Consider the following 25,258-nt stretch of genomic DNA (forward strand, 5'->3'; position numbering starts at 1 on the left):
AACTGCAAGCGGATGGCCCGCCTCAGGGCCGCATGACACCCGCGCCACCACCTAAACTCAAGGCCGCGCGGCCAAACCCGACAGACTGCTAGTGCACTGATCCAGACAAAAGAGGCTGTGTGCGTCCTTTCGTCTGGGGCAAAGGCGCACGACTTATACCGACGGTCATTGAGAATGACCGCTGGGATCACAGGAAGCCGTAGGGGTCGACGTCCACCCGCACCCGGATCCCCCGGGGCAGGGTGGTGGCGCCGAGCCAGTCGCGCACCAGCGGCTGAACCCGCACGTCTCGCGTGGCCTTGAGCAGCAGCCGGTGGCGATGCTGGCCGCGCAGCAGCGCCAGCGCCGCCGGGGCCGGCCCCAGCACCTCGACCCCCGCGACCCGGGGTGCGCTGGCGGCCAGGGCGCGACCGGCGGTGACCACCGCGTCCTCGTCACGTCCGGACACGATCAACGCCACCAGCCGGCCGAACGGGGGCATGGTCAGCGCCTGGCGGGTTTCGGCCTCCACGGACAGGAACCGCTCGGCGTCGCCCTCCACCAGCGCCCGCATGACAGGATGGGCCGGGTCGGTGGTCTGCAACAGCACCCGGCCCGGGCGCTCGGCGCGGCCGGCGCGGCCGGCCACCTGGTGCAGGAGCTGGAAGGTGCGTTCGGCCGCCCGCAGGTCGCCCCCCGACAGGCCCAGGTCGGCATCGACCACCCCCACCAGGGTCAGCAGCGGAAAATGGTGGCCCTTGGCCATCACCTGGGTGCCGATGATGATGTCCACGCCGCCGGCCTCAATGCGCTCCATCATCTCGGCCGCCGACGCCGGCCCGGCCAGGGTGTCCGACGCCGCCACCACCGTTCGGGCCTGGGGAAAGCGCGCGGCCACTTCCTCGGCCAGGCGCTCGACTCCGGGACCACAGGCGGCCAGGGTGTCGGCCGCGTCGCACATCGGGCAGCGGGGCGGCGTCGGGATCGCGTGGCCGCAGTGGTGACACCGGAGCTGGCGGCGGTGGCGGTGCTCCACCAGCCAGGCCGAGCAGTGCGGGCAGTGCAGCCGATGACCGCAGGCCCGGCACAGGGTCAGCGGCGCGTACCCCCGCCGGTTCAGGAACAGCAGCGTCTGTTCGCCGCGCGTCAGGGTCTCGACCATGGCATCCAGCAACGGCGGCGCCAGGAAGGATTGGGCGGGCACGCCCTCGCGCGACCACTTTTCCGGTGGGTGCGCGCGCAGGTCCAGGGTCGCCATGTCCGGCAGCCGGGCACCGCCGTGGCGCCGGGGCAGCGGCACATGCCGATAGCGACCGGTGCGGGCGTTCAGCACCGTCTCCAGCGCCGGCGTGGCCGACGCCAGGATGACCGGCAGATCGCCGGTGCGGGCGCGCACCACGGCCATGTCGCGCGCGTTGTAGGGGACCCCGTCGTCCTGCTTGAAGGCGCCGTCGTGTTCCTCGTCGACGATGATCAGGCCCAGGTCGGGAAAGGGCAGGAACAACGCCGAGCGCGCGCCCACCACCACCGGTGCGCGCCCCCGCGCCACGGCCCGCCAGAGGTCGCGCCGCTGGCTGCGCGGCAGATCGGAATGCCAGGGGACCGGGAGGGCGCCGAAACGCCCCGCGAAGCGGGCCGGCCAGCGGGCGGTGAGCGCGATCTCCGGCAGCAGCACCAGCACCTGGCGACCGGCGGCCAGGGTCTCGGCGATGGCCTCGAAGTATACTTCGGTCTTGCCGGAGCCGGTCACGCCCTCCAGCAAGGCCACCCCGAAGCCGGCGCCGACCATCGCCCGCAACCGCCCGGCGGCCGCGCGCTGGTCTGGCGACAGCAGCGGTCCCGGCCGGCGGGGATCGGGTGTCGGCACCACCGGTTCCTCGACCACCGGCACCAGGGCTAGGCCGCCGGCCTCGGCCAGGCCCTTGATCACCGCCGGCGTGACGCCGGCCCGCCGCGCCAGGGTGGCGGCGCTGGGCGGCGGTTCGGTCAGGGGCCAGCCGGCGGCGGCCGCCAGGGCCTTGCGGCGGGCGTCGGTGGCGCGCAGGCCGGGGACGTCGGCGAGGTCGGTCACCGCCGCGCGATATCCCGCGCGAGGCCTGGGCGGATCCAGCGCCTCCGGCACGGACAGCGCCAGGCGCAGCACCTGTCCCAGCGGGGCCAGGGTGTAGGCGGCGCACCACTCCACCAGGGCGCGCAAGGGGGCGGGCAAGGGGGGGCTGTCCAGCCGTTCCAGCACGGGCCGCAGCTTGTGGTCCGGGAGGTCGGCGGCGCCCGGACCCCAGACCACGCCGGTCTCGATCCGCTGGCCCAGCGGGACTCGCACCACATCGCCGGGCACCAGCGTGGCGAGGTCCGGCCCCGCCCAGTAATCATAGGGCGCGTCCACCGGCACCGGCAGCAGCACCGACAGTCGCGGGCCGTCCTGGAACAGGGAGGGCGAGGGGGCGAGGCCGGGGCTTGATCTGGTGCCGTCGTGAGTCATGGGCTACAGTCTAGCGGGCGTCGTTCATGGACGCCACGCGGGCCCGACCCGAGGCGATGGGCCTCCGGTCACGGGCTTGAAACCTCAAGGGACAACCGCTCGTCATGAAGTTCTTCGTCGATACGGCCGAGGTGGCCGAGATCCGCGATCTGGCGGCCACCGGACTGCTGGACGGTGTGACCACCAACCCGACCCTGGCGGCCAAGGCCGGCCGTCCGTTTGTTGATCTGGTCAAGGATATTTGCGCCATCGTGACCGGCCCGGTCAGCGCCGAAGTGGTGGCCACCGAGACCGACGGCATGCTGCGCCAGGCCCGCGCCTTGCGGGCCATCGCCGACAACGTCACCATCAAGCTGCCGCTGACCCCCGATGGCCTGCGCGCCTGTCGCACCCTGGCGGACGAGGGGACGGCGGTCAACGTCACCCTGTGCTTCTCGGCCGCCCAGGCGATCCTGGCGGCCAAGGCCGGCGCGGCCTTCGTCTCGCCCTTCGTCGGCCGCCTGGACGACATCGGCCAGGACGGCATGAGCCTGATCGGCGATATCGTCCAGATCTACGCCAATTATCCCGCCTTCACCACCGAGGTGCTGGTGGCCTCGGTGCGCCACCCCATCCACGTCGTGGACGCCGCGCGCCTGGGCGCCGACGTGGTGACGGTGCCGCCCAAGGTGCTGCGGCAGCTGTTCAACCATCCGCTCACCGACGCGGGGCTGACGGCGTTCCTGGCCGACTGGGACAAGACCGGCCAGACCCTGCCCGAGGCGTGACCGGCCGCCGGCGGGGGCGCGCCGCGTCCCCGCCCGCCGTGACGCTTTCCCCGCCATCCGGAGACCCGCCGTGGCCGAGTCCGATTCCCCGTCCGCCGCTCCCGCCAAGGATCCGGCGGGACCCACCGAGGCGCAGGTGCTGGCCTTCCTGGAGGCCAACCCCGGCTTCCTGGACCGCAATCCGGACGCCATCCTGCATCTGGTCATGCCCGGTGCCGGCGCCGACCGGACGGTGGTGGACATGCGCGACTTCCTGGTGCGGCGCCTGCAGGAGGAACTGCGCGACCTGCGCGACGGTACCGACGCCCTGATCCAGACCGCGCGCGTGAACATGTCCATCATCAAGCGCACCCACCAGGCCGTGCTGGCGGTGTTGCAGGGCGACGAGCGGGGCAACCTGGGCGACGCGGTCGCGCGCGATCTGCCGCTGTTGCTCGACGTCGACGTGGCCGTCCTGGCAGTGGAGGAGGGCGGTATCCTGCCGGCGCGCTCGGTCCCGCTGGCGGTGCTGCCGGCCGGGTTCGTGGACGAGGTCGCGCCCCGGAACCGGCCCATCGCCCTGCGCGCCCGCGCGCGCGCCGAGCCGCGCTTGTTCGGCGCCGTGGCGCCGCAGGTGGCCAGTGACGCCCTGGCCCGCCTGGAGCCCGGCAACGGCCACCCCCCGGGCCTGCTGGCCCTGGGCTCGCGCCGGTCCGGGGCCTTCCACGAGGACCAGGCGAGCGACCTGCTGTCCTTCGTCGCCCGCGTGGTCGAGCACTGCGTGCGCCAGTGGACCTTCGGGGAGCGGACGACGGCCTGAGGCAAGCCGGTGTCGCGCGCGCCGAGTCCGCCCGACGCTCAATATCGTGTTGAGCCGGAGTGTCCCTGACGGAGAGCCCGCCCATGCCGTCTCGTGCCGTCCATGCCGCGACCCTGCCGCCGCCGCCGCCCCTGCTGGCCGACGAGGGCCTGACGGAGGCGGTGGGCCGCTGGCGCGCCTGGTTGTGGGGGGAGCGCCGGGCCAGCCCGCACACCGTGGATGCCTACGGCCGCGACCTGGCGGGCTTCCTGGCGGTCCTGGCCGAGCATCTGGGCGGGCCGCCCACCATCGCCGACCTGGCCACCCTGACGCCCGCCGATTTCCGGGCCTGGCTGGCGCGCCGCACGGCGGACGGCCTGTCGCGGAGCGCCCAGGCGCGGGCGCTGTCCACGGTGCGCGGCTTCTTCCGCTGGCTGGATCGCGAGGGCATCGCCCACAATCCGGCCCTCGGGCAGGTGAGGGGACCCCGCCCGCCGCAAGCGGTGCCCAAGGCCCTCGCCGAGGACGAGGCCCGCGAGGTGCTGGAGACGGTGGGAGACTTGCAGGACGATCCCTGGGTGGCCAAGCGGGACGTGGCGCTGCTGACGCTTCTTTATGGCGCCGGCCTGCGCCTGGGCGAGGCCCTGGCCCTGACCCAGCGCGAGGCGCCGACCGGCGGGACCCTGGTGGTCACCGGCAAGGGCAACAAGCAGCGGGTCGTCCCGGTGCTGCCGGTGGTGGCGGAGGCCCTGGCCGACTACCGCGCGGCCTGCCCGTTCTCGCTGACGGCCGACGATCCGCTGTTCGTCGGCCTGCGCGGCAAGCGGCTCAACCCGGGCGTGGCCCAGCGTCAGGTGCGGCACCTGCGGGCGCTGCTGGGCCTGCCCGACAGCGCCACGCCGCACGCCTTGCGGCACAGCTTCGCCACCCACCTGTTGGGGCGGGGGGGCGACCTGCGCACCATTCAGGAGCTGCTGGGCCATGCCTCGCTGTCCACCACGCAGCGCTACACCGCCGTGGATACGGAGCGCCTGAAACAGGTGTATCGCGCGGCCCATCCGCGTGCGGGGCGGTCCCCGCCGTGACGGCACGGGCCGGCCACAGGCTTTAACGGTCATGGTCGATGACCGTATCATCAGGTGCCGCGCCAGACGTGAACCCGAACCCGTTGCCGTGGCCAGCGAAGAGCGGTGCTTGCCATCTCGTCAGTCAGCGGCTAGAAGGCCAGTATGTCCTTGATTCAATCCACAGATGACCTCGCGGCGTTCCGCGAGCGGTTGCGCGGCGATCCAGTGGTGACCGTCGACACCGAGTTCATGCGCGAGAAGACGTACTGGCCCCTGCTGTGTCTGGTGCAGGTGGCCGGCGCGGACGAGGCGTGCTGCATCGACCCCCTGGCGCCCGGCATCGACCTCGGGCCGCTGATGGACCTGATGCGCGACCGGTCGGTGCTGAAGGTGTTTCACGCCGCCCGCCAGGATCTGGAGATCTTTCACCGTCTCATGGGGGAGTTGCCCCAGCCGATCTTCGACACCCAGGTGGCCGCCATGGTGTGCGGCTTCGGCGATCAGGTCAGCTACGAGATCCTGGCCTCCCGTCTCGCCAAGGCGCGCATCGACAAGACCATGCGCTTCACCGACTGGGCGCGCCGGCCATTGTCCGACAAGCATCTGGCCTATGCGCTGTCCGATGTCACCCACCTGCGCGAGGTCTACCGCAAGCTGGCGGACAAGCTGGCCCAGACCGGGCGGGCCCATTGGCTCGACCAGGAAATGGCGGCGCTCACCAACCCGGCGGTGTACGAGACCGATCCGGCCGATGCCTGGCGGCGCCTGAAGATTCGCGGCAAGTCGCGGCGCTTCCTGGCGGCGGTCATCGAACTGGCGGCCTGGCGCGAGCGCGAGGCGCAGGACAAGGACCTGCCGCGCCAGCGGGTGGTGCGGGACGAGACCTTGCTGGACATCGCCGCCCAGGACCCCGACAGCGTGGATACCCTGGCGCAGGTGCGCTCGATGTCGCGAAGCCACGCCGAGGGGCGCCATGGCCGCGAGATCCTGGAGGCCCTCGGCGTGGCCCGCGCGCGCAATGTCGAGGACCTGCCGCGCGCGCCGGATCGCGAGGACACGCCCCAGGGCCTGGGGCCGATCGTCGACCTGCTCAAGGTGCTGTTGAAGATGAAGTGCGAGGATGCCGGGGTCGCCCAGAAACTGGTGGCCTCGTCCGCCGACCTGGAGCGCATCGCCGCCCACGACACGGCCGCCGTGCCGGCCCTGGAGGGATGGCGCCGGGAGCTGTTCGGCGACGACGCCCTGGCCCTCAAGCACGGCCGCCTGGCCCTGGCGCTGTCGGAGGATGGCCGGCACGTCGAGACCTTGCCGGTGGAGCACGCCGACCTGGACGACGACGGCGTGCCGGCCCGGGGCTGATTCCCGGTTCACGGCCGCCCCCACAGACGCCGCCGCACACCGATGCGGTGTGTCGCTGGCCTGGTGACGAGGTCCTCCGGGACGGCCGGCGGTGGATCGGCCAGGCGCAACGTCGGTCCGAAGAAAAACGACGCGAGGGTGAGTCAGGGGAGGCCGAGTGGTCGTGGTTCGCTTTCCGGTGTAAAGACTCCGGGCGTGGACGCGCGTTTAAAACGATAGAGTCTCAATTCCAATCGCATTGCGCGTTTCATTCCGGGAGTCATCCGGTAGACTGAAGGCGTGAGACCAAGGGTGCAGACCCCTTTGGCCGGTCCGGAGTCCATCGATGGTTCAATCCCTGCCGTCTTCTCCCGGTGACGACGTGGGTCCCGCCGAGGCGTCGATCGCGGCCCCCTCGGGTCGGGTGGTGCTGGTCGAGGACACGCCCTCGATGGCCCGCGTCTACATGGAGTACTTGAAGGACACGGCCTGGCCCGTCGATCTGGCCGAGACCGGTGCCGAGGCCCGCGCCTTGCTGGCGAGCGGCGGGGTGGTGGCGGTGATCCTGGACCTGTACCTGCCGGACCTGTCGGGGCTCGACCTGCTGCGCGAGATCCGTGCCGCCGACCAGGAGATGGCGGTGGTCGTGGTGACCTCCCAGGGGTCCCTTCAGGTGGCCGTGGAGGCCATGCGCGAGGGCGCCGATGACTTCCTGACCAAGCCGTTCGCCGCCGATCGCCTGCGCGTCACGCTGCGCAACGCGGTCGAGCGTCACGCCATGGCCGGCGCCATTCGCCGCATCAAGCGCGAACTGGGGCGCGAGGCCTTTCACGGCTTCATCGGGTCGTCGCTGGCGATGCAGGGGGTCTACCGGACCATCGAGGCCGCCGCCCGCTCCCGCGCCAGCGTCTTCATCACCGGCGAGTCGGGGACCGGCAAGGAGGTCTGCGCCACCGCCCTGCACCAGGCCAGCGATCGCGCCCGGGGGCCGTTCGTGGCGCTCAATTGCGCGGCCATTCCCCACGATCTGATCGAAAGCGAGATTTTCGGGCATGTGAAGGGCGCCTTCACCGGGGCCATTGGCGACCGCGAGGGCGCCGCCGTGCGGGCCAACGGCGGCACCCTGTTTCTGGACGAAATCTGCGAGATGGACCTGGCCTTGCAGGCCAAGCTGCTGCGCTTCATCCAGACCGGCACGGTGCAGCCGGTCGGCGGAAGTCGCCTGGTGGCCGTGGACGTGCGCTTCATCTGCGCCACCAACCGCGACCCCTGGGCCGAGGTCGGCGCCGGCCGGTTCCGCGAGGACCTGTACTTCCGCCTGCATGTCATCCCCATCCTGCTGCCGCCGCTCCGGGAGCGCGATCGCGACGTGGTCGAGATCGCGCGCGCCCTGCTGGAGCGCTACGCGGCTGAGGAAGGCCGGCACTTCCAGGGCTTCACGCCCGGGGCGGAGGACCTGCTGTCGCGTCTGCCGTGGCCCGGCAACGTGCGGCAACTTCAGAACGTGTTGCGCAACGTGGTGGTGCTGAACGAGGGGCCGCTGGTCACCGAGGCCATGCTGGACGGACCCCGCCGCCACGCGGAAGGAAGGGCCCGCGGAACCCCCGCCGCCGGGCCGAGGGGGGAACCGCCGGGTGTCGCTCCGTCCCAGGCCGTGGCCCCGGCCTCGCCGTTACCGCTGTCCCCGGTCCCGCCGCCGGCGCCCACGTCCGGTGCGATGCCCGCCGGCGGGCTGGAGGCCGTGCGTCAGGCCCATGGCCTGCGTCCCATGTGGCAGGTCGAATGGGAGCATATGACCACGGCGCTGCGGGCCTGCGCCGGCAACGTGCCGCGCGCCGCGGCTCTGCTGGAGGTCAGCCCCAGCACCATCTACCGCCGCATCCGTCAGTTCGGCGATCCGGTCACCGGGGCGCCGCCGACGGAGGCCGGCGCGGCGGCGGGCAAGGATGGCGGCACCGCCAGCGGCTGATCGGTGGCCGCCGCGCACAGGCTCTGGACCACGGCCGGGCGGTCACGGCCGGGCCGCTGGACGATGCCCTGCTCGAAGGCCACCACCTGCAACCGGCCGGCCACCGCCGTCAGCAGTTCCCCGGGACGCAGCAGGTGATCGGGATCGCGCGGCCGCGACCAGCGTTCGTTGCCGACGGCGAAGGTCTGGTAGAGCAGCACACCCCCCGGGGCCACGCTTTCCACCAGGCGGGACAGCAGCGGCCGGAACAGGTAGTTGGTGACCACCACGGCGTCGAAGCGGCGCCCGGCCAGCGGCCACGGGGTGCCGTCCTCCAGGTCGGCGGCGATGACGTCGGCCCGGTCCGCCAGGTCGGCGACGGCGGTGGTGTCCCGGTCCACAAGGGTAAGGTGGAAGCCCCGGTCCAGCAGCCAGCGGGCATGCCGGCCGCCGCCGCAGGCCACGTCCAGGACGGTGCCGCCGGGCCGGATCAGGGCGGCGAAGCGGGTGATCCAGGGCGCCGGTTCGGTCAGCGCCAGATGGACGCGGGGCGGTGGCATGGGGGCTGTCCTGAAGGGGGCCTTGGGGAGGCTCGGGAGGGGTGTTTCGGGGCGGGACCCGTGCCCGGCGGCGGGTAAATGGCTTGTGTGGTTTCCTGGCCCCCGGTAAGCAGACGGGTGTGGCTCACGCGACGTGGTCCCGACCATGCGCCCGAACACGCGGATAAAGCGATGATCCTCTATACCCTGTGCTGCGACAACGGTCATGAGTTCGAGGCATGGTTCCGCGACAGCGGGGCCTACGACCGTCAGGCCGGGGCGGGGGTGATCGCCTGTCCGATGTGCGGCTCCGCGCGGGTGGGCAAGGCGATCATGGCGCCCAGCATCCGGCGCCATCACGGCGCCCGCCGCGAGCCGGCCGGGGCGGGCGGCGACCGTCCCTCCGATACGCCGCGGCCCACGGCGACGCAGGGCGGTGGCGGCGGTCCGGCCGTGGATCCGTCCCCCGAAGCGGGTCCTGGTGCCGTCCCGGTGGGGGCGGGATCGGGCACGCCGCCTGACGGGCCGGTATTGACGACCGATCCCGCGCCCTCCAGGGACGCGGCGGCGGCGCGGCTGGTGGAGGCCCTGGAGACGTTGCGGGCCAAGGTGGAGGCTACCTGTGACGACGTGGGCGATGGCTTCGCCGAGGAAGCGCGCCGCATCCACTACGGCGAGGCCGAGGCGCGCGGCATCTACGGCGACACCACCCCGACCGAGGCCGAGGCCCTGCGAGACGAGGGCATCGCGTTCGGCACCATTCCCTGGCGCCGCCGCCGGATGGATGGGTGAGGGGCGGTCCGGCTTCCCCTACGCCCCCGGCTTGCCCCAGGGGATGCGCGGCATGCGGAACGGCAGCATCAGGCGCACGATGGTGCGCCGGAAGCGGTCGAGGCAGATGCTCTCGTGCATGGCGCTGACCGGCCGACCCAGCAGGTGGGTGTCGAGCACCGTGCGGGCGTAGAACGGGGTGTCCTCCACCGTGCGGGCCACGCGGGCCCGCGTCCCGGGGTCGGCGAAGGTGTCGCGGGCGATGCGCCAGATGCGGGTTCCGGGCAGGGGCACGCGCGGCGGGCAGTCGACCACCTGGGCCTCGCCGCATCCGGGGGCGAAGCGCAACGCCAGCGGCTCGCCCTGGCCGTGGCGCGGGGTGGGGTCGTAGAGGATGGCCGCGCCGCCGTCGGGCAGCGGGGCGCGCGACCAGGTCCAGCGTTCGAAGCCCTCTTCCAGGGACTCCGACCCCCAGTTGGAATCCCAGTATCCGGCGCCCGTCCAGTGCAGCGCTGGCTGGGTCAGGTCCACCTCGATGTCGGCGTGCGGGGCGACGGGCCACCAGCGGTGCCGCCCCAGCGGGTCGATGGCGAAGGAGCGGTGGGTGATGGCCGGCGGCGTCACCCGGACGGTGCCGCGAACCGGCAGCGGCACGGGGGCGCCGCGCTCGCGGATGTGGAACACCAGGGTGCGGCCGTCCCACTCCACGCGGCTGGGGCCGATCACCAGGCGGCGCGGCTCCCGGTGCAGGGCGCTCCGGCCGCGCTCGGTCATGGCCCAGCGGTTCCCGGGGTTGCCGTAGACCGCGACGTTCAGGCTGCAATGGTTTTCCGGGTGCCGTCGTCCCGACCACGCATAGTACGGCGAGAACACGCTTCCCACCGAGGCGATCAGGGTGATGGCATGACGGCCGTCGTGGCTCAGCCCGTCGACGTACCACCAGGCGTAGCCACCCGGTGGAACCGGCTGGTCGAAGTGAGGTCCGTCATCACGCTCGAAGCGGCCTGCCGGCCCGACAGCGCCGCCATCGGCACCCCCGGCCCCGGGTGCACGCTGCCCCCCGCCAGGTACAGGCCCGGGATCCGCGTGCGCGCGCCCGGCCGGGTGAACGAGGCTTGCCAGCCATGCGAGGCCCGTCCGTAGAGGGCGCCCCCGGTGGCCGGAAACAGCCTGTTGAACTCCCGGGGGCCGGTGGCCGTGACGCTGTCCGGGTCCGGCCGGATCCGCAGTCCGCAGCGGTCCAGCAGGGCAAAGGTCCGATCCTGACATGCGTCGATCTCCGCGGGGTCGAGGGCGGGTGTCCGGGACTCGCCGACAGGGGGGGCATTGACCAGCACCAGCAGGCGCTCCGCGTCCCTCGGAGTCGCGCCAGGGGTGGTTTCATCCAGGCGATCCTGCGCACAGATATAGACCGTGGGCGCCTCCGGCAAGCGATGACGATCGAAGATGGCGCGGAACTCCCCGGGGTAGTCGGGGCCGAAGACCACGGTGTGATGGGACAGCGGGACGCCGTCGGGCCGCGCCGTCATGGTCCAGGTGAGCGCCGACAGCGACCGCGCCTTGACCGGCACACCCGGCACGGCCTGCGCCACCGCCGGACCGAAGGCGCCGCTGGCCAGGGCGTTGACGTCGGCGTTGACGATGATGGCGTCGGCTTCCAGGCGCTCGCCGGTGTCCAGGGTGACGGCCGAGGCACGCCCCCCGGTGACCGCGATATCCGTGACCCGTTGGCCGTAGCGCAGGGTGACACCCCGGGACTCGGCCACCCCGGCCAGGGCGCGGGCCAGGGCGTGCAGGCCGCCGTCCACGCCCCAGACGCCGTTCAGTTCCACGTGCACCACCAGCATCAGGGTGGCGGTGGCCAGGAACGGCGAGGAGCCGCAATAGGTGGCGTAGCGGCCGAACAGCTGCCGCAGGCGGGGGTCCTGGAAGGACTTGCCCAGCAGCGACCACAGGGTCGTGAAGGGCTGCACGCCGGCCATGCGCAGGCCGCCGCGCCGCACCAGTTCCGGCATGCTGGGCCGCGAGGCGCGGATGAAGGTGTGGTCGAGCAGGTCGTAGATGCGCGCCGCCTCGGCGCGGAAGGTCCGGAAGCGGCGGGCCTCGGCGGCGCCGGCGAAGGCGCCGATGGCGTCCTCGGTGCGCCGGGGATCGGTGAACAGGTCCAGCCTCTGGTCACGGTCGCCATAGTCCCAGGCGTGCCGGGCCAGCACCGACAGCGGATGGAGCGTGACATGGTCCTCGATGCGGGTGCCGGCGGCGGCCAGCAGGTCGTCGATCACCCAGCGCATGGTGAACACCGTCGGTCCGGCGTCCACCCAGGTGTCGCCGGCGGCCACCTGCCGCATCTTGCCGCCGGGCGCCGCCTGCGCCTCGATCACATCCACGGCGACGCCGCGCGCGGCCAGATCGATGGCGGCCGACAGGCCCCCCATGCCGGCGCCCACGATCACCACCCGGCGTTCGGCGGTCGGGCTAGCGGGCATGCAACGGTCCCCTCACGCGCGATCCTTCCGGTTCAAGAGTGGAGCCGCCATACATGGTCGTTGACTCGCCGAAGTGGGATGTCCACTCTAGATGACACATCGGGGTGACAACAAGTGTTTACACTGCCGATGCGTCATGGGGGCCGCCGCCTGGCGGCGCGCCGCGCGGGCCGGCCGGGACTCGGCACGGTTTTACGGGATGCCTGGGGAGACGGACCAATGGAGTCAGGACACCGGATCGAAGCCGCGCTGGACGCCGCGTTCGCCCGCATCGAGACTCCGGCGGGTCCGCCCAAGCTGGCCGCCGCCATGCGGCACGCGGTGTTCGGGGCCGGGCAGCGCATTCGGCCGCGCCTGTGCCTGGCGGTGGCCATGGCCTGCGGGGATGACATGCCGGCGGCCACGGACTCGGCGGCGGTGGCGATCGAGGTGCTGCACTGCGCCTCCCTGGTGCACGATGACATGCCCTGTTTCGACAACGCCGACATCCGCCGGGGCAAGCCCACCGTGCACCGGGTCTATGGCGAGCCGCTGGCGGTGCTGACCGGCGACGCGTTGATCGTGCTGGCCTTCCAGACCCTGGCGCGCGGTGTCGTGGCGGCGCCGGAGCGCATGGGCCGGCTGGTGGACATCGTGGCCGCCGCCATCGGCGCGCCCGCCGGCCTGTGCGCCGGCCAGGCGTGGGAAAGCGAGCCGGAGGTGGACCTCGCCGAGTATCACCGCGCCAAGACGGGCGTGCTGTTCGCCGCCGCCACCGAGGCTGGCGGGGCCGCCGCCGGCCATCCCGATCCGGTCGCCTGGCGGACGCTGGGGGCCAAGCTGGGCGAGGCCTATCAGGTGGCCGACGACCTGCGCGACGTGGCGGCCGACCCCGAACGGCTGGGCAAGCCGCGGGGACAGGACGCGGCGCTGGGCCGCCCCAACGCGGTCGCCGAACTGGGTGTGGTCGGGGCGATCACCCGGCTCAAGGCCCTGGTGGGCGAGGCCGTGGGGTCCATTCCGCCGTGTCCGGGGCGCGAGGCCCTCCAGGCGCACATTCTCGACGAGACCGGCCGGTTCGTGCCCAAGGAACTGGCCCGGCAAGCGGCGTGACCGCGTCGGCGCCGCCGCCCCGGGGGATCCCGGCGCCGGGGTCGGTGCCGGACCCCCTGGCCGTGACCGGAACCACGGCGCGTCCGGGGGCCCCGTGGCCCGGAGCCGACGACCCCGAGGATCCCGAGGATCGCGCCCTGCACGGGCTGGCCGACTGGCTGAAGGCCCTGCGCGACCGCCTCATCGCCCGGCCCGCCATTCAGCGCTGGGCGGCGGGGTTTCCGGTGGTGCGGTGGAAGGCCCGGCGGCGCGCCCGCGACCTGTTCGACCTGTGCGCGGGGTTCGTGTACTCCCAGGTGCTGCTGGCGGTGGTGCGGCTGCGGCTGTGCGAGGTGCTGGCCGAGGGACCGATCGCGGTGCCCGCCCTGGCCCGGCGCCTGGGCCTGACGCAGGAGGCCACCGCCCGGCTGCTGAGCGCCACCACGGTTCTGCTGATCACCGAGCCCCGCTCGCGCGGCCGCCACGGGCTGGGGGAACTGGGGGCCGCGCTGCTGGGCAATCCGTCCATCGGCGCCATGGTGGAGCATCATACGCTGCTCTATGCCGACCTGGCCGACCCGGTCGCGTTGCTGCGCGGCGAGGGTGGGGCGACGGCGCTGTCGCGCTACTGGGCCTATGTGGAGGCCGACACGCCGACGGCCGTGTCCGACGCGGCGGTGGCCGAGTACTCGCAATTGATGGCTGCCTCGCAGGCGCTCATCGCCGACGACATCCTGGCCGCCTTTCCGCCCGGTGGGGCGCGGCATTGGCTGGACCTGGGGGGCGGCGAGGGCATCTTCGCCCGCGCGGTGGCGACTCGGGCACCGCGTACCCGAGTCACCCTGTTCGACCTGCCGGCGGTGGCGGCGCGGGCGGACGAGGCCCTGCGCGCGGCCGGGATGGCCGGGCGGGTGACCGTCGTCGGCGGCGACTTCCTGGCCGACCCCCTGCCCGCCGAGGCCGATGTCGTGTCGCTGGTTCGGGTCATCCACGACCATGACGACGCCGACGCCCTGGCCATCCTGCGCGCGGCGCGACGGGCGGTGACGGCCGACGGGCGGCTGCTGATCGCCGAGCCGATGGCCGGGACTCGCGGCGCCGAAACGGTGGGGGGCGCCTACTTCGGCTTCTACCTCCTGGCGATGGGCCGGGGTCGGGCGCGCACGCCCGCGGAACTGCGCGCCATGCTGGTCCGGGCGGGGTTCACGGATGTCCGCACCGTGCGCCCCCGGCAGGTGATGCTGGCCTGTCTGCTGACGGCGCGGCCGGCGCCGGCGGACGGTCTGTCGTGACGCCCCAGGAATGACATTCCCGTCATGCTTTTGTAAGCCGGGATTGACAAAAGGGTCAGTCAAGCTAGACTGACAGTCCGACCGGGATCGCGTTCGGATCCGTCGCGCGATGTCGCGTGTGCCACCATCGAGAGGACCCATGCACGCCGATGCCATCGTCTTCGAGAAACCGGAACACCTCAGGCTGACGCGGCTGGAACTGGAGTCGCCCGGGGCCGAGGACGTGGTGGTCGAGATCGCCTGGAGCGGTATCAGCACGGGAACCGAGCGTCTGTTGTGGACCGGGCGCATGCCGCCGTTCCCGGGGATGGGGTATCCGCTGGTGCCCGGCTACGAGTCGGTGGGGCGCGTCGTGACGGCGGGACCGGCGGCCGGTCGCAAGGAGGGGGAGGTCGTGTTCGTGCCAGGCGCCAAATGCTATGGCGATGTCCGCGGGCTGTTCGGCGGCGCCGCGTCCCGGGTGGTGGTGCCCGGCGCGCGGGTGTGGCCGGTGCCCGAGGGCCTGGGCGAGCAGGCGGTGCTGCTGGCGCTGGCGGCCACCGGGCGTCATGCCCTGGCGCCCTGCGCCGAGGGGCGTTTGCCTCAGTTGGTGGTCGGCCATGGCGTGCTGGGGCGGTTGATCGCCCGGCTGGTGGTGGCGATGGGCGGCGCGCCGCCGGTGGTGTGGGAGCGTAATCCGGACCGGGCCGAGGGGGCCGTGGGCTACACGGTCGTCGATCCCGAGCAGGATCCGCGCACCGACTATGCGGTGGCCTGCGACGTCAGCGGGGACTCCGGCATCCTCGACAGCCTGACGGCGCGCCTGGCGCCCGGCGGCGAGGTGATCCTGGCCGGCTTCTACCACGCGCCATTGCAGTTCGATTTCGTGCCCGCCTTCCTGCGGGAGGTCCGCATCCGGGTGGCCGCCGAGTGGCGTCCGGACGACCTGGACGCCGTGTCCGCCCTGATCGCCTCGGGCCGCTTGTCGTTGGACGGCCTGATCACCCACCGCGAGGCCGTGGACCGGGCCGACGATGCCTACCGCGCCGCCTTCGGTGACCCGTCGTGCTTGAAGATGATCCTGGATTGGAGAGCCCACGCATGAGCCCCGTTTCCGGACCGACCGTGAGTTCCAGGGCCCAGGCCGAGACCGCCGATGCCGGCGGTCCGCGCGCCGCGGGCGGCGAGTCCGGCCGCGAGACGCAGATCATCGCCATTTACGGCAAGGGCGGCATCGGCAAGAGCTTCACGCTCGCCAACCTGTCCTACATGATGGCGCGCCAGGGCCTGCGGGTGCTGTTGATCGGCTGCGACCCCAAGAGCGACACCACCTCGCTGCTGTTCGGGGGGCGGGCCTGCCCGACCATCATCGACACCTCGGCGCGCAAGAAGCTGGCCGGCGAGGACGTGGCCATCGGCGACGTGTGCTTCAAGCGCGACGGCGTCTACGCCATGGAACTGGGCGGTCCCGAGGTGGGGCGCGGCTGCGGCGGGCGCGGCATCATTCATGGCTTCGAGATCCTGGACAAGCTGGGCTTCCAGGAGTGGGATTTCGACTTCGTGCTGCTGGACTTCCTGGGCGACGTGGTGTGCGGCGGCTTCGGCCTGCCGATCGCCCGCGACATGTGCCAGAAGGTGATCGTGGTCGGCTCCAACGATCTCCAGTCGCTCTACGTCGTCAACAACGTGTGCTCGGCGGTGGAGTACTTCCGCAGGCTGGGCGGCTCCGTCGGCGTGGCCGGCATGGTCATCAACAAGGACGATGGCACCGGCGAGGCCCAGGCCTACGCCGACAAGGCCGGGGTCCCGGTGCTGGCCACGATTCCGGCCGACGAGGACATCCGCCGCAAGAGCGCCAACTATCAGATCGTCGGCCATCCCGACAGCGACTGGGGACCGTTGTTCGCCACGCTGGCCCGGAACGTGGCCGAGGCGCCGCCGCTGCATCCGGACGCCCTCACCCAGGATGAGCTGCTAGGCCTGTTCAAGGCGGAAGAGGTCGGCCGCGACGTGGTGCTGGAACCGGCCACCGCCAGCGACATGCGCGGCGGCAAGGTGGTGGAGCGGGCGTCTCTCGAGGTTGTGTACGACCCCGCGTGATCGTCCGTGGACAAACAGTGGACCCCATAGCCCCATAGGCAAGGCCAGATTCCGATGACCGACCACGCCCCGCCCTATGACGCCGATCGCGGCGCCGATCTGCCCGACGCGGCAGGATCCGGCGACGCTGGCGCGTCCGGGTGCCACGCCGGCTCCGACGAGCGGGCGCGGGCGGCGGCGATGGCCGACACCACCGACGTTCTGGAGCGGCTGGCGCGGGACTATCCGGCCGGACCGCACGATCGCCCGCAGACCATGTGCCCGGCCTTCGGCTCGTTGCGCGTCGGCCTGCGCATGCGCCGGACGGCGACGATCCTCACCGGCTCCGCCTGCTGCGTCTATGGCCTCAGCTTCACGGCGCATTTCTACGGCGCTCGGCGGTCCATCGGCTACGTGCCGTTCGATTCCGAGACCCTGGTCACCGGCCGGCTGTTCGAGGACCTGCGCCAGGCCGTGCATGACATGGCCGATCCGGACACGTTGGACGCCATCATCGTCACCAACCTGTGTGTGCCGTCGGCCTCCGGCGTGCCGCTGCGCCTGCTGCCGCGCGAGATCAACGGCGTGCGGGTGATCGGCATCGACGTGCCGGGCTTTGGCGTGCCGACCCATGCCGAGGCCAAGGACGTGCTGGCCGGCGCCATGCTCGCCTATGCCCGCGCCGAGGCCGAGCAGGGACCGGTGATGGCGCCGCGCGGCGGGCCGGCCGAGAAGCCGACCGTGACCCTGATGGGCGAGATGTTCCCGGCCGATCCGATGGGCATCGCCCACATGCTGGAGCCTATGGGTCTGGCCGCCGGACCGGTGGTGCCGACGCGCGAGTGGCGCGAACTCTATGCCGCCCTGGATTGCGCCGTGGGCGCCGCCATCCATCCCTTCTACACCGCCTGCGTGCGGGAGCTGGATCTGGCCGGCCGGCCGGTGGTCGGCTCGGCGCCGGTGGGCGTGGAGGGCACGGCGGCCTGGCTGGAGGCCGTGGGCGCCGCCGCCAACGTGGCCGCCGACAAGGTGGACGCCGCCAAGGCGCGCGTGTTGCCGGCGGTCAGGCAGGCGCTGGACGCCGCGCCGATCGGCCACCGCGTGACGGTCTCCGGGTACGAGGGCTCCGAGTTGCTGGTGGCCCGGCTGCTGATCGAAAGCGGCGCCGACGTGCCCTATGTGGGCACCGCCACGCCGCGCACTCCCTGGTCGGCCGACGACGCCGCCTGGCTGGCGGCGCGGGGCGTGCATGTGGAGTTCCGGGCTTCCCTGGAACGCGATCTTCAGGCCGTCGATGCCTTCACGCCGGACGTGGCCATCGGCACCACCCCGGTGGTGCAGCACGCCAAGCAGAAGGCGATCCCGGCGCTCTACTTCACCAACCTGATCTCCGCCCGGCCGCTGATGGGGCCGGCCGGGGCCGGATCCCTGGCCCAGGTGATCAACGCCGCCGCCGCCAACAAGGACCGCTTCGACACCATGCGCGCCTTCTTCTCCGGCGTGGGCACGGGCGACACGGCCGGCATCTGGGACCGCGCGCCGCGGACCGGCGCCGATGATCGGGGGGAGGCCGGCTGATGCATGTTCTCGACCACGATCGCGCCGGCGGCTACTGGGGGGCGGTGTACGCCTTCACGGCGATCCGCGACCTTCAGGTGATCATCGACGGTCCGGTGGGCTGCGAGAACCTGCCGGTGACCGCCGTCCTGCATTACACCGACGCCCTGCCGCCGCACGAGTTGCCGGTGGTGGTCACCGGGTTGGGCGAGGAAGAGCTGGGCCAGCACGGCACCGAGCAGGCCATGGTGCGCGCCCGCAAGGCGCTCGACCCGCGCCGGCCGGCGGTGGTGGTGACCGGGTCCATCGCCGAGATGATCGGCGGCGGCGTGACGCCCGAGGGCGCCAACGTGCGCCGCTTCCTGCCGCGCACCATCGACGAGGACCAGTGGCAGGCCGCCGACCGGGCGCTGACCTGGTTGTGGAAAGAATTCGGGCTGGTCAAGGGGCACCTGCCCAAGCGCCAGCCGCGCGCCGAGGGCGACCGGCCCCGCGTCAACATCATCGGCGCCATGCATGGCCTGTTCAACACTTGGTCGGATCTGGCCGAGGTGCGCCGCCTGATCGAGGGCATCGGCGCCGAGGTCAACCTGGTGTTCCCGCTGGGCGTGTCGCTGACCGACGTGGGCCGGCTGGTCGACGGCGATGCCAACGTCTGCCTGTACCGCGAGGTTGGCCGGCAGCTCTGCGAGTCCCTGGAGGTGCCGTACCTGCAGGCCCCCATCGGCCTGCATGCCACGACCCGGTTCCTGCGGGCGCTGGGCGAGGTGCTGGGCCTGGACCCGGAGCCGTTCATCGCGCGCGAGAAGCACACCACCATCAAGCCGGTGTGGGACCTGTGGCGCTCGGTGACCCAGGACTTCTTCGGCACCGCCAGCTTCGGCATCGTCGCCGGCGAGACCTACGCGCGCGGCGTGCGGCGGTTCCTGGGCGACGAAATGGGCCTGCCCTGCCGCTTCGCCATCGCCCGCGCGGTCGGCGCCAAGACGGACAACGCGGCCATCCGCCAGGCGGTGCACACGCAGACGCCGCTGATCCTGTTCGGCAGCCACAACGAGCGCACGTACCTGGCCGAAATCGGCGGGCGGGCGCAGTACATTCCCGCGTCGTTCCCGGGCGCCATCGTGCGGCGGCATACCGGCACGCCCTTCATGGGCTATTCGGGCGCCACCTACCTGGTGCAGGAGGTCTGCAACGCCCTGTTCGACGCCCTGTTCAACATCCTCCCCCTGGGGACCGACCTGGATGCCGTGGACGCGACGCCGTCGCGCCTGCACCGGGAACTGCCCTGGGACGACGACGCCAAGGCGGCGCTGGACGCCGCGGTCGAGGCTCAGCCGGTGCTGGTACGCATCTCGGCGGCCAAGCGGCTGCGCGACCGCGCGGAGCAGGCGGCGCGTCAGGCGGGGGAGGATCATGTGACGAAGGCGCGCGTGGCGGATACGCTCGCCGCCTTCTCCGAGGGGCCGGTGTCATGACGCGCGGCGCGCGCATGGCGGGCCGGCCCTCGGCAACGGCTCTGGTCCCCTGGTGCCGGCCCGTCTCGGGCGGTCGGCGCGGGGGCAGGGATCCATCCGCGTGTCGGCGGATGGGGTGGTCGCAGTCTCGGGATCGCGGTCCGGCGGACGCCGGCGTCGCGAGGACGGGGCGACGGCCGACGACGGCAAACCATCTGGAGGTTTAGGATATGGCTGACGCTATGAACACCTCGGGCCTGACCGAGGACGAGGCGAAGGAATTCCACGGTATCTTTCAGAACACCATGGGCGCCTTCCTGGGCGCGTGCCTGCTGGCGCATCTGTTGGCGTGGGCCTGGTGCCCGTGGCTGCTGAGCGCGGCTTGCAACGCCTAAAGAAGACGAAAATTCCACCTCTCGTGGTTTAGGAGACGACAATGCATAAGGTTTGGCTTCTGTTTGATCCGCAGCGGATGCTGCTGGCCCTGGGCACGTTCCTGATCGTCCTGGCGCTGCTGATCCACTTCATCCTGCTCAGCACCGATCGTCTGAACTGGATGGAAGGTCCCGCCGAACTGACCAGCCTGGATGTGCCGCACACCGTGATCTCCTAAGGGTGTCACCGGAGGTCGCGGTCGTTAGGCCGTGTCCAATTGGCAGCGGTAGGGTCTCCGGGGCGAGGCCCGGGACCCGCCGCTGCTGATTGAATTGGCTGTGGACACGGCTATGCCGCGCTTCCCGACCGGAGGGTGCCAACTATGGCCATGCTGGACTTCGAAAAAAAATATCGCGTTCGTGGAGGGACGCTTGTCGGTGGTGACCTGTTTGACTTCTGGGTGGGGCCGTTCTATGTCGGCTTCTTTGGGGTTACCACTTTCTTCTTTGCGGCGCTGGGGACACTCCTCATCATCTGGGGCGCCGCCATGGGTCCGACCTGGAGCATCTGGGCGATCAACATTGCGCCGCCCGACCTGAGCGAAGGTCTTGGCGTCGCGCCGATGGCCGAGGGTGGATTGTGGCAGGTCATCACCATTTGTGCGATCGGGGCTTTTGTCTCCTGGGCGTTGCGCGAAGTAGAAATTTGCAACAAACTGGGCATTGGCTATCACATTCCGATTGCCTTTTCGTTCGCCATTGGCGCGTACGTGACCCTGGTGGTGATCCGGCCGGTGCTGATGGGTGCCTGGGGACATGGCTTTCCCTACGGCATTCTCAGTCACCTGGACTGGGTGTCGAACGTGGGCTACCAGTTCCTGCATTTCCACTACAACCCCGGCCACATGTTGGGGATCACGTTCTTCTTCACCACGACCTTGGCACTGGCAATGCACGGGGGGCTGATCCTGTCGGCCACGAACCCCGGCAAAGGCGAGAAGGTCAAACTACCCGAGCACGAAAACACCTTCTTCCGTGATTTCGTCGGGTACTCGATCGGCCCCCTTGGCATTCACCGTCTAGGCCTGTTCCTGGCGCTGAGCGCGGTGTTCTGGAGCGCCGTGTGTATCGTCATCAGTGGTCCGTTGTGGACCCGGGGCTGGCCCGAGTGGTGGACTTGGTGGCTTGACCTGCCGATCTGGTAGCTAGCGCGAGGGGGTCAACACAATGGCTGAGTATCAAAGTATTTTCACGCGGGTGCAGGTGCGCGCGCCAGCCCATATGGGCGTGCCGATCCCGGACGCGGCGCGGCAGCGGATCGGCAAACCGATCTTCTCGCGGCTCGCCGGCTGGTTCGGCGATGCGCAGATCGGCCCGATCTACCTGGGGTACGCCGGTGTTCTGTCGCTGGTCTGCGGACTGGTCGCGTTCGAGATCATCGGTCTGAACCTGGCGGCGCAGGTCGACTGGAGCCCGATTGAGTTCGTGCGTCAGTTGTTCTGGCTGGGTCTGGAACCGCCGTCGCCGGAATACGGCCTGGGCATTCCGCCGATGAACGAAGGCGGTTGGTGGTTGATGGCCGGCTTCTTCCTGACGGCGTCGCTGTTCCTGTGGTGGTGGCGGACCTATTCCCGGGCCAAGGCCCTGGGGCTGGGCACGCACGTCGCCTGGGCGTTCATGTCGGCGATCTTCCTGTTCCTGGCCATGGGCTTCATCCGGCCCGTCCTGATGGGCGGCTGGAGCGAGGCGGTGCCCTTCGGCATCTTCCCGCACCTGGACTGGACGGCCACGTTCTCCGTCCGCTACGGCAACCTGTACTACAATCCGTTCCACATGCTCTCGATCGCGTTCCTGTATGGCTCGGCGCTGCTGTTTGCCATGCACGGTGCGACCATCCTGGCGGTGTCCCGCTTCGGTGGCGACCGCGAGGTGGAGCAGATCACCGACCGCGGCACGGCCGCCGAGCGCGCCGCCCTGTTCTGGCGCTGGACCATGGGCTTCAACGCCACCATGGAATCCATCCATCGCTGGGCCTGGTGGTTCGCCGTTCTGACTCCGTTGACCGGTGGTATCGGGATCATCCTGACCGGCACGGTCGTGGACAACTGGTTCCTTTGGGGTCTGAAGCACGGGCTTGTGCCGCCGTATCCCGACCTCTATCCGTCGGTCATTGATCCGGCGCTGATGAGCGGAGGGACTCAGTGATGGCTGACATCCAGAACAAGGGCCTTGCAAAGGTCATCGACCGGTTTCGCGGACAGCAGACATTGTTGCTCGCGGGCGTCTATGGTGCCGCCGGTCTCCTCCTGTTCTTCGGTCTCGGCATGATCGCGCCCAAGTACACGGTCGACCAGATCGGCTACCGCGGCGTGGCCATGGAGAACATACAGAACGTCAAGACGGTCGCCGCGCGCGACAAGATCAACCAGGCGCCGGATACGTGGGAGCCGTTTCCCGAGGAAGGCCCCCTGGCGTCCGAGGCATACGAGAACGTGCCGGCCTTCGGGCATCTCACCCAGGCCAACTTCGACCGGATGATGACCCTGATCACCGAGTGGGTCTCGCCGGAAGAGGGGTGTAACTACTGTCACGTTGTCAATGACGATGGCGGCGTGGATTATGTGTCCGACGACATTTACACCAAAGTCGTCTCGCGGCGCATGATCCAGATGACGCAGCACATCAACAGCCAGTGGGGCGACCACGTCGCGCCGTCTGGCGTCACCTGTTATACCTGTCACCGGGGCAACCCGGTTCCGACGGACATCTGGTTCACCGACCCGGATCCGTTCAAGGCCGCCGACGAGGGTGCCGGCAATCGGAAGGGGCAGAATATGGCCTCCTTCGACAATGCTTGGTCGTCGCTGCCCTACGAGACCTTCACCGAGTACCTGACGGAAGTTGATCAGGGTATCGGTGACATCCGTGTGATCCCGACCACCGCCCTGCCTATGACCAAGGTTTTGGAACCGGACCTGAACGCGGGTGAGCGGACCTACGGGCTGATGATGCACATCTCCGAGGCCCTGGGGACCAACTGTACCTTCTGCCATAACTCTCGCGCGTTCATCGAGTGGGATATCCCGCAACGGGTGGTGGGCTGGTACGGTATCCGTATGGCGCAGGATCTGAACCAGAACTTCCTGATCCCGCTGGAACCGGAGTATCCGGTCGCCCGGTTGGGTCCGGTGGGTGACGCGCCGAAGGCCAACTGTGCCACGTGCCATCAGGCGGTGAACAAGCCGCTGAACGGTGCCGATGTCATCAGTGCCTATCCGTCGCTGCAGAACGGTCCGTCCGAGGACGTCGATCTGCGGACGGTGGCTTATGGCGCCACGCCGATGGTGACCGAGGATGCCGCCGCCGAGGCTCCGGCCGAGGAGGCTGTCGCTGAAGAGGCTGCCGCCGCCGAGGCTCCGGCCGAGGAGGCTGTCGCTGAAGAGGCTGCCGCCGCCGAGGCTCCGGCCGAGGAGGCTGCCGCCGAGGATGCCGCTACCGAGGCTCCGGCCGAGGAGGTTGTCGCCGAGGATGCCGCCGCCGAGGCTCCGGCTGAGGAGGCTGCCGCCGAGGATGCCGCTACCGAGGCTCCGGCTGAGGAGGCTGCCGCCGAGGATGCCGCTACCGAGGCTCCGGCTGAGGAGGCTGCCGCTGAGGATGCCGCTACCGAGGCTCCGGCCGAGGAGGCCGCCGCCGAGGCTCCGGCCGAGGAGGCTGCCGCCGAGGATGCCGCTACCGAGGCTCCGGCCGAGGAGGCTGCCGCCGAGGATGCCGCCGCCGAGGCTCCGGCCGAGGAGGCTGTCGCTGAAGAGGCCGCTACCGAGGCTCCGGCCGAGGAGGTTGTCGCCGAGGATGCCGCCGCCGAGGCTCCGGCCGAGGAGGCTGCCGCCGAGGAGGTCGCTACCGAGGCTCCGGCCGAGGAGGCTGCCGCCGAGGATGCCGCTACCGAGGCTCCGGCCGAGGAGGCTGCCGCCGAGGATGCCGCTACCGAGGCTCCGGCTGAGGAGGCTGCCGCCGAGGATGCCGCCGCCGAGGCTCCGGCTGAGGATGCCGCCGCCGAGGCTCTGGCTGAGGAGGCTGCTGCCAATGAAGCCGCCGCCGAGGCTCTGACCGAGGAGGCTGCCGCCAATGAGGCCGCCGCCGAGGCCCTGACCGAGGAAGCGGCTGCGGAGGAGGCGACAGCCGAGGCGCTGGCTGAGGTTGCCGCCGCCGAGGAAGCCGCTGCCGAGGCGTTGACCGAGGAAGCGGCTGCGGAGGAGGCGTCGGCCGAGGCGTTGGCCGAGGCGGAGGCCGCTGAGGACGCGTCCGCCGAGGCTTTGGCTGAGGTTGGTGCTGCCGAGGACGCCGCTGCCGAGGTTCCGGCCGAGGAGGCTGCCGCTGAGGCTCCGGCCGAGGACGCTGCCGCTGAGGCTCCGGCCGAGGAGGCTGCTGTCGAGACCACCGCCGCCGCCCAGTAGGGTCGGATGCGGGTGATGAAACGGACCTGTCCGGGGTCGAGGCGCGCGGTGGCGTCCGGCCTGGACAGAGGCCGATAAAAGAAAACAGAGGGTTTGGACCTAAGGCGCCCGGCCGCGTATCACGCGAGCCGGGTGTTTTCTTGGAGGTCGCGGGGAACGGGCTTGACCGTGTCACCACGCCACAGGCCTTCGAGAGGCCGGACCCCTGTTGGGCTGCCGCCGGGACCCGTTTTGGGGGCAAATGCCCCCAAGCCCCCATTTTTTTCAAATCACGGCCGTGGAGACCGGGGTCTCAGGTCTTGGCTGGGGAGCGGGGCAGCGCTCTGCATCAGCGCTCCACGTGGGGCAAGCAACCTGTGTCGTGTCGCGTGGCCGGCACGGATGGTCTGCTTGACGGTGTCGCCGCACGCACCGAACATCGCCACACTATTGTGGCGATGCATTCAAGGGGTTCATCCTTGAATGCACGTGTCGCTGCACAGAACATTGTTTTCAGTGCACGTTCGATCCAGACAAAAAATGCAGACTGCATGTTTTGTCTGGATCAATGCCCTAGGGTCTGTTGACAATCACCGACCAGCGATGATGGCTGCGACAAGGTACCAGTTTGCGGTGTAGCTGCTGTCGGTCTTGTCGTACCGTGTTGCGATGCCCCGGAACTCCTTGATCTTGGCGAAATAATTCTCGACCAAGTGGCGCCAGCGGTACATCGCGAAGTCGCAGGGTCTCGGGTGTTTTCGGTCGGCCGATTGAGCAACCTGAAGGATGGAAATTCGGCCTGAGGTCCCTCAGTCATCCCGGTTTTCCATGTTGATGTAGACGCGGTCGGTGGTGGCCCAG

At 70.7% G+C, this 25,258-nt stretch carries 21 protein-coding genes and 1 pseudogene; 17 read left to right on the top strand and 5 right to left on the bottom strand.

The features are described 5' to 3' along the window. Positions 1-187: 187 nt before the first annotated feature. The gene (locus GGD89_RS17455) at positions 188-2,461 is read right to left on the bottom strand and encodes a primosomal protein N' (RefSeq protein WP_184048050.1); all 2,274 of its coding nucleotides are present in this window, start codon (positions 2,459-2,461) and stop codon (positions 188-190) included. 104 nt (positions 2,462-2,565) lie between these two features. Here GGD89_RS17455 and fsa point away from each other — a divergent pair, with 104 nt between their 5' ends. The 5 genes from fsa to GGD89_RS17480 all read left to right on the top strand — a co-directional run bounded on the left by fsa (position 2,566) and on the right by GGD89_RS17480 (position 8,380). Then, positions 2,566-3,228, top strand: coding sequence for a fructose-6-phosphate aldolase (fsa, locus tag GGD89_RS17460; protein ID WP_184048053.1), 663 nt, complete (start codon positions 2,566-2,568; stop codon positions 3,226-3,228). A gap of 70 nt (positions 3,229-3,298) precedes the next feature. Continuing rightward, positions 3,299-4,027 (top strand): DUF484 family protein, encoded by a 729-nt coding sequence (locus GGD89_RS17465; protein ID WP_184048056.1) that lies wholly within the window; start codon positions 3,299-3,301, stop codon positions 4,025-4,027. Positions 4,028-4,110: 83 nt separating this feature from the next. After that, positions 4,111-5,091, top strand: coding sequence for a tyrosine recombinase XerC (locus GGD89_RS17470; protein ID WP_184048059.1), 981 nt, complete (start codon positions 4,111-4,113; stop codon positions 5,089-5,091). 144 nt (positions 5,092-5,235) lie between these two features. Beyond that, a complete protein-coding gene (gene rnd, locus GGD89_RS17475) occupies positions 5,236-6,432 on the top strand; it encodes a ribonuclease D (RefSeq protein ID WP_184048062.1) in 1,197 nt (398 codons plus the stop codon). Between the two features lie 325 nt (positions 6,433-6,757). Continuing rightward, a complete protein-coding gene (locus tag GGD89_RS17480; protein WP_184048065.1) occupies positions 6,758-8,380 on the top strand; it encodes a sigma-54-dependent transcriptional regulator in 1,623 nt (540 codons plus the stop codon). On the opposite strand, the gene GGD89_RS17485 is transcribed toward GGD89_RS17480, so the two are convergent. Beyond that, a complete protein-coding gene (locus tag GGD89_RS17485; protein WP_184048068.1) occupies positions 8,296-8,919 on the bottom strand; it encodes a class I SAM-dependent methyltransferase in 624 nt (207 codons plus the stop codon). The two genes, GGD89_RS17480 and GGD89_RS17485, sit on opposite strands and share 85 nt — an antisense overlap. A gap of 171 nt (positions 8,920-9,090) precedes the next feature. Here GGD89_RS17485 and GGD89_RS17490 point away from each other — a divergent pair, with 171 nt between their 5' ends. After that, complete coding sequence (locus GGD89_RS17490) at positions 9,091-9,690, top strand: DUF1178 family protein (RefSeq protein ID WP_184048071.1); 600 nt, start codon at positions 9,091-9,093, stop codon at positions 9,688-9,690. 18 nt (positions 9,691-9,708) lie between these two features. Here GGD89_RS17490 and GGD89_RS17495 read toward each other — a convergent pair whose 3' ends face one another. After that, a complete protein-coding gene (locus tag GGD89_RS17495) occupies positions 9,709-10,542 on the bottom strand; it encodes a carotenoid 1,2-hydratase (protein ID WP_343058641.1) in 834 nt (277 codons plus the stop codon). Between the two features lie 47 nt (positions 10,543-10,589). Beyond that, a complete protein-coding gene (crtD, locus tag GGD89_RS17500; RefSeq protein ID WP_184048074.1) occupies positions 10,590-12,155 on the bottom strand; it encodes a 1-hydroxycarotenoid 3,4-desaturase CrtD in 1,566 nt (521 codons plus the stop codon). Between the two features lie 219 nt (positions 12,156-12,374). Between crtD and GGD89_RS17505 the strand changes: the two genes are divergently transcribed. The 11 genes from GGD89_RS17505 to pufC all read left to right on the top strand — a co-directional run bounded on the left by GGD89_RS17505 (position 12,375) and on the right by pufC (position 24,418). Further along, positions 12,375-13,247, top strand: coding sequence for a polyprenyl synthetase family protein (locus GGD89_RS17505; protein ID WP_184048077.1), 873 nt, complete (start codon positions 12,375-12,377; stop codon positions 13,245-13,247). A gap of 62 nt (positions 13,248-13,309) precedes the next feature. Beyond that, positions 13,310-14,518 carry a methyltransferase gene (locus GGD89_RS17510; RefSeq protein WP_343058642.1) on the top strand — a complete coding sequence of 403 codons (1,209 nt, stop codon included), beginning with the start codon at positions 13,310-13,312 and terminating at the stop codon, positions 14,516-14,518. Between the two features lie 139 nt (positions 14,519-14,657). After that, positions 14,658-15,602: a chlorophyll synthesis pathway protein BchC gene (gene bchC / locus GGD89_RS17515; RefSeq protein ID WP_184048080.1), complete on the top strand. Its 945-nt coding sequence runs from the start codon at positions 14,658-14,660 to the stop codon at positions 15,600-15,602. Next, on the top strand, positions 15,599-16,597 hold the full coding sequence (locus tag GGD89_RS17520) for a chlorophyllide a reductase iron protein subunit X (protein ID WP_184048083.1): 999 nt from the start codon (positions 15,599-15,601) through the stop codon (positions 16,595-16,597). Before bchC ends, GGD89_RS17520 begins: the two co-directional genes overlap by 4 nt. A gap of 54 nt (positions 16,598-16,651) precedes the next feature. Next, positions 16,652-18,154, top strand: a complete 1,503-nt coding sequence (bchY, locus tag GGD89_RS17525) for a chlorophyllide a reductase subunit Y (RefSeq protein WP_184048087.1) — start codon at positions 16,652-16,654, stop codon at positions 18,152-18,154. After that, on the top strand, positions 18,154-19,611 hold the full coding sequence (gene bchZ / locus GGD89_RS17530; RefSeq protein ID WP_184048090.1) for a chlorophyllide a reductase subunit Z: 1,458 nt from the start codon (positions 18,154-18,156) through the stop codon (positions 19,609-19,611). The genes bchY and bchZ overlap by 1 nt, the downstream gene beginning before the upstream one ends. Positions 19,612-19,820: 209 nt before the next feature. Further along, the gene (pufB, locus tag GGD89_RS17535) at positions 19,821-19,985 is read left to right on the top strand and encodes a light-harvesting antenna LH1, beta subunit (protein ID WP_184048093.1); all 165 of its coding nucleotides are present in this window, start codon (positions 19,821-19,823) and stop codon (positions 19,983-19,985) included. Between the two features lie 41 nt (positions 19,986-20,026). Then, positions 20,027-20,203, top strand: a complete 177-nt coding sequence (gene pufA / locus GGD89_RS17540) for a light-harvesting antenna LH1, alpha subunit (RefSeq protein ID WP_184048096.1) — start codon at positions 20,027-20,029, stop codon at positions 20,201-20,203. 144 nt (positions 20,204-20,347) lie between these two features. Beyond that, the gene (pufL, locus tag GGD89_RS17545) at positions 20,348-21,169 is read left to right on the top strand and encodes a photosynthetic reaction center subunit L (RefSeq protein ID WP_184048099.1); all 822 of its coding nucleotides are present in this window, start codon (positions 20,348-20,350) and stop codon (positions 21,167-21,169) included. A gap of 22 nt (positions 21,170-21,191) precedes the next feature. Further along, on the top strand, positions 21,192-22,169 hold the full coding sequence (pufM, locus tag GGD89_RS17550) for a photosynthetic reaction center subunit M (RefSeq protein WP_184048102.1): 978 nt from the start codon (positions 21,192-21,194) through the stop codon (positions 22,167-22,169). Beyond that, a complete protein-coding gene (gene pufC, locus GGD89_RS19800; RefSeq protein WP_221238542.1) occupies positions 22,169-24,418 on the top strand; it encodes a photosynthetic reaction center cytochrome PufC in 2,250 nt (749 codons plus the stop codon). Before pufM ends, pufC begins: the two co-directional genes overlap by 1 nt. Before the next feature lie 569 nt (positions 24,419-24,987). On the opposite strand, the pseudogene GGD89_RS17560 reads toward pufC, so the two are convergent. Continuing rightward, a pseudogene (locus GGD89_RS17560) lies at positions 24,988-25,152 on the bottom strand (IS5/IS1182 family transposase); the annotation flags it as partial. Positions 25,153-25,258: the final 106 nt, after the last annotated feature.

Source organism: Roseospira visakhapatnamensis, from assembly GCF_014197915.1.
In the GTDB taxonomy this organism is placed as follows: Bacteria; Pseudomonadota; Alphaproteobacteria; order Rhodospirillales; family Rhodospirillaceae; genus Rhodospira; species Rhodospira visakhapatnamensis.

What these genes read in the sequence shown, in the direction of transcription:
- GGD89_RS17455 (WP_184048050.1), bottom strand. Translation starts at nt 2,461, where the DNA reads ATGACTCACGACGGCACCAGATCAAGCCCCGGCCTCGCCCCCTCGCCC.
- fsa (WP_184048053.1), top strand. Translation starts at nt 2,566, where the DNA reads ATGAAGTTCTTCGTCGATACGGCCGAGGTGGCCGAGATCCGCGATCTG.
- GGD89_RS17470 (WP_184048059.1), top strand. Translation starts at nt 4,111, where the DNA reads ATGCCGTCTCGTGCCGTCCATGCCGCGACCCTGCCGCCGCCGCCGCCC.
- rnd (WP_184048062.1), top strand. Translation starts at nt 5,236, where the DNA reads ATGTCCTTGATTCAATCCACAGATGACCTCGCGGCGTTCCGCGAGCGG.
- GGD89_RS17480 (WP_184048065.1), top strand. Translation starts at nt 6,758, where the DNA reads ATGGTTCAATCCCTGCCGTCTTCTCCCGGTGACGACGTGGGTCCCGCC.
- GGD89_RS17485 (WP_184048068.1), bottom strand. Translation starts at nt 8,919, where the DNA reads ATGCCACCGCCCCGCGTCCATCTGGCGCTGACCGAACCGGCGCCCTGG.
- GGD89_RS17490 (WP_184048071.1), top strand. Translation starts at nt 9,091, where the DNA reads ATGATCCTCTATACCCTGTGCTGCGACAACGGTCATGAGTTCGAGGCA.
- crtD (WP_184048074.1), bottom strand. Translation starts at nt 12,155, where the DNA reads ATGCCCGCTAGCCCGACCGCCGAACGCCGGGTGGTGATCGTGGGCGCC.
- GGD89_RS17505 (WP_184048077.1), top strand. Translation starts at nt 12,375, where the DNA reads ATGGAGTCAGGACACCGGATCGAAGCCGCGCTGGACGCCGCGTTCGCC.
- bchC (WP_184048080.1), top strand. Translation starts at nt 14,658, where the DNA reads ATGCACGCCGATGCCATCGTCTTCGAGAAACCGGAACACCTCAGGCTG.
- GGD89_RS17520 (WP_184048083.1), top strand. Translation starts at nt 15,599, where the DNA reads ATGAGCCCCGTTTCCGGACCGACCGTGAGTTCCAGGGCCCAGGCCGAG.
- bchY (WP_184048087.1), top strand. Translation starts at nt 16,652, where the DNA reads ATGACCGACCACGCCCCGCCCTATGACGCCGATCGCGGCGCCGATCTG.
- bchZ (WP_184048090.1), top strand. Translation starts at nt 18,154, where the DNA reads ATGCATGTTCTCGACCACGATCGCGCCGGCGGCTACTGGGGGGCGGTG.
- pufB (WP_184048093.1), top strand. Translation starts at nt 19,821, where the DNA reads ATGGCTGACGCTATGAACACCTCGGGCCTGACCGAGGACGAGGCGAAG.
- pufA (WP_184048096.1), top strand. Translation starts at nt 20,027, where the DNA reads ATGCATAAGGTTTGGCTTCTGTTTGATCCGCAGCGGATGCTGCTGGCC.
- pufL (WP_184048099.1), top strand. Translation starts at nt 20,348, where the DNA reads ATGGCCATGCTGGACTTCGAAAAAAAATATCGCGTTCGTGGAGGGACG.
- pufM (WP_184048102.1), top strand. Translation starts at nt 21,192, where the DNA reads ATGGCTGAGTATCAAAGTATTTTCACGCGGGTGCAGGTGCGCGCGCCA.
- pufC (WP_221238542.1), top strand. Translation starts at nt 22,169, where the DNA reads ATGGCTGACATCCAGAACAAGGGCCTTGCAAAGGTCATCGACCGGTTT.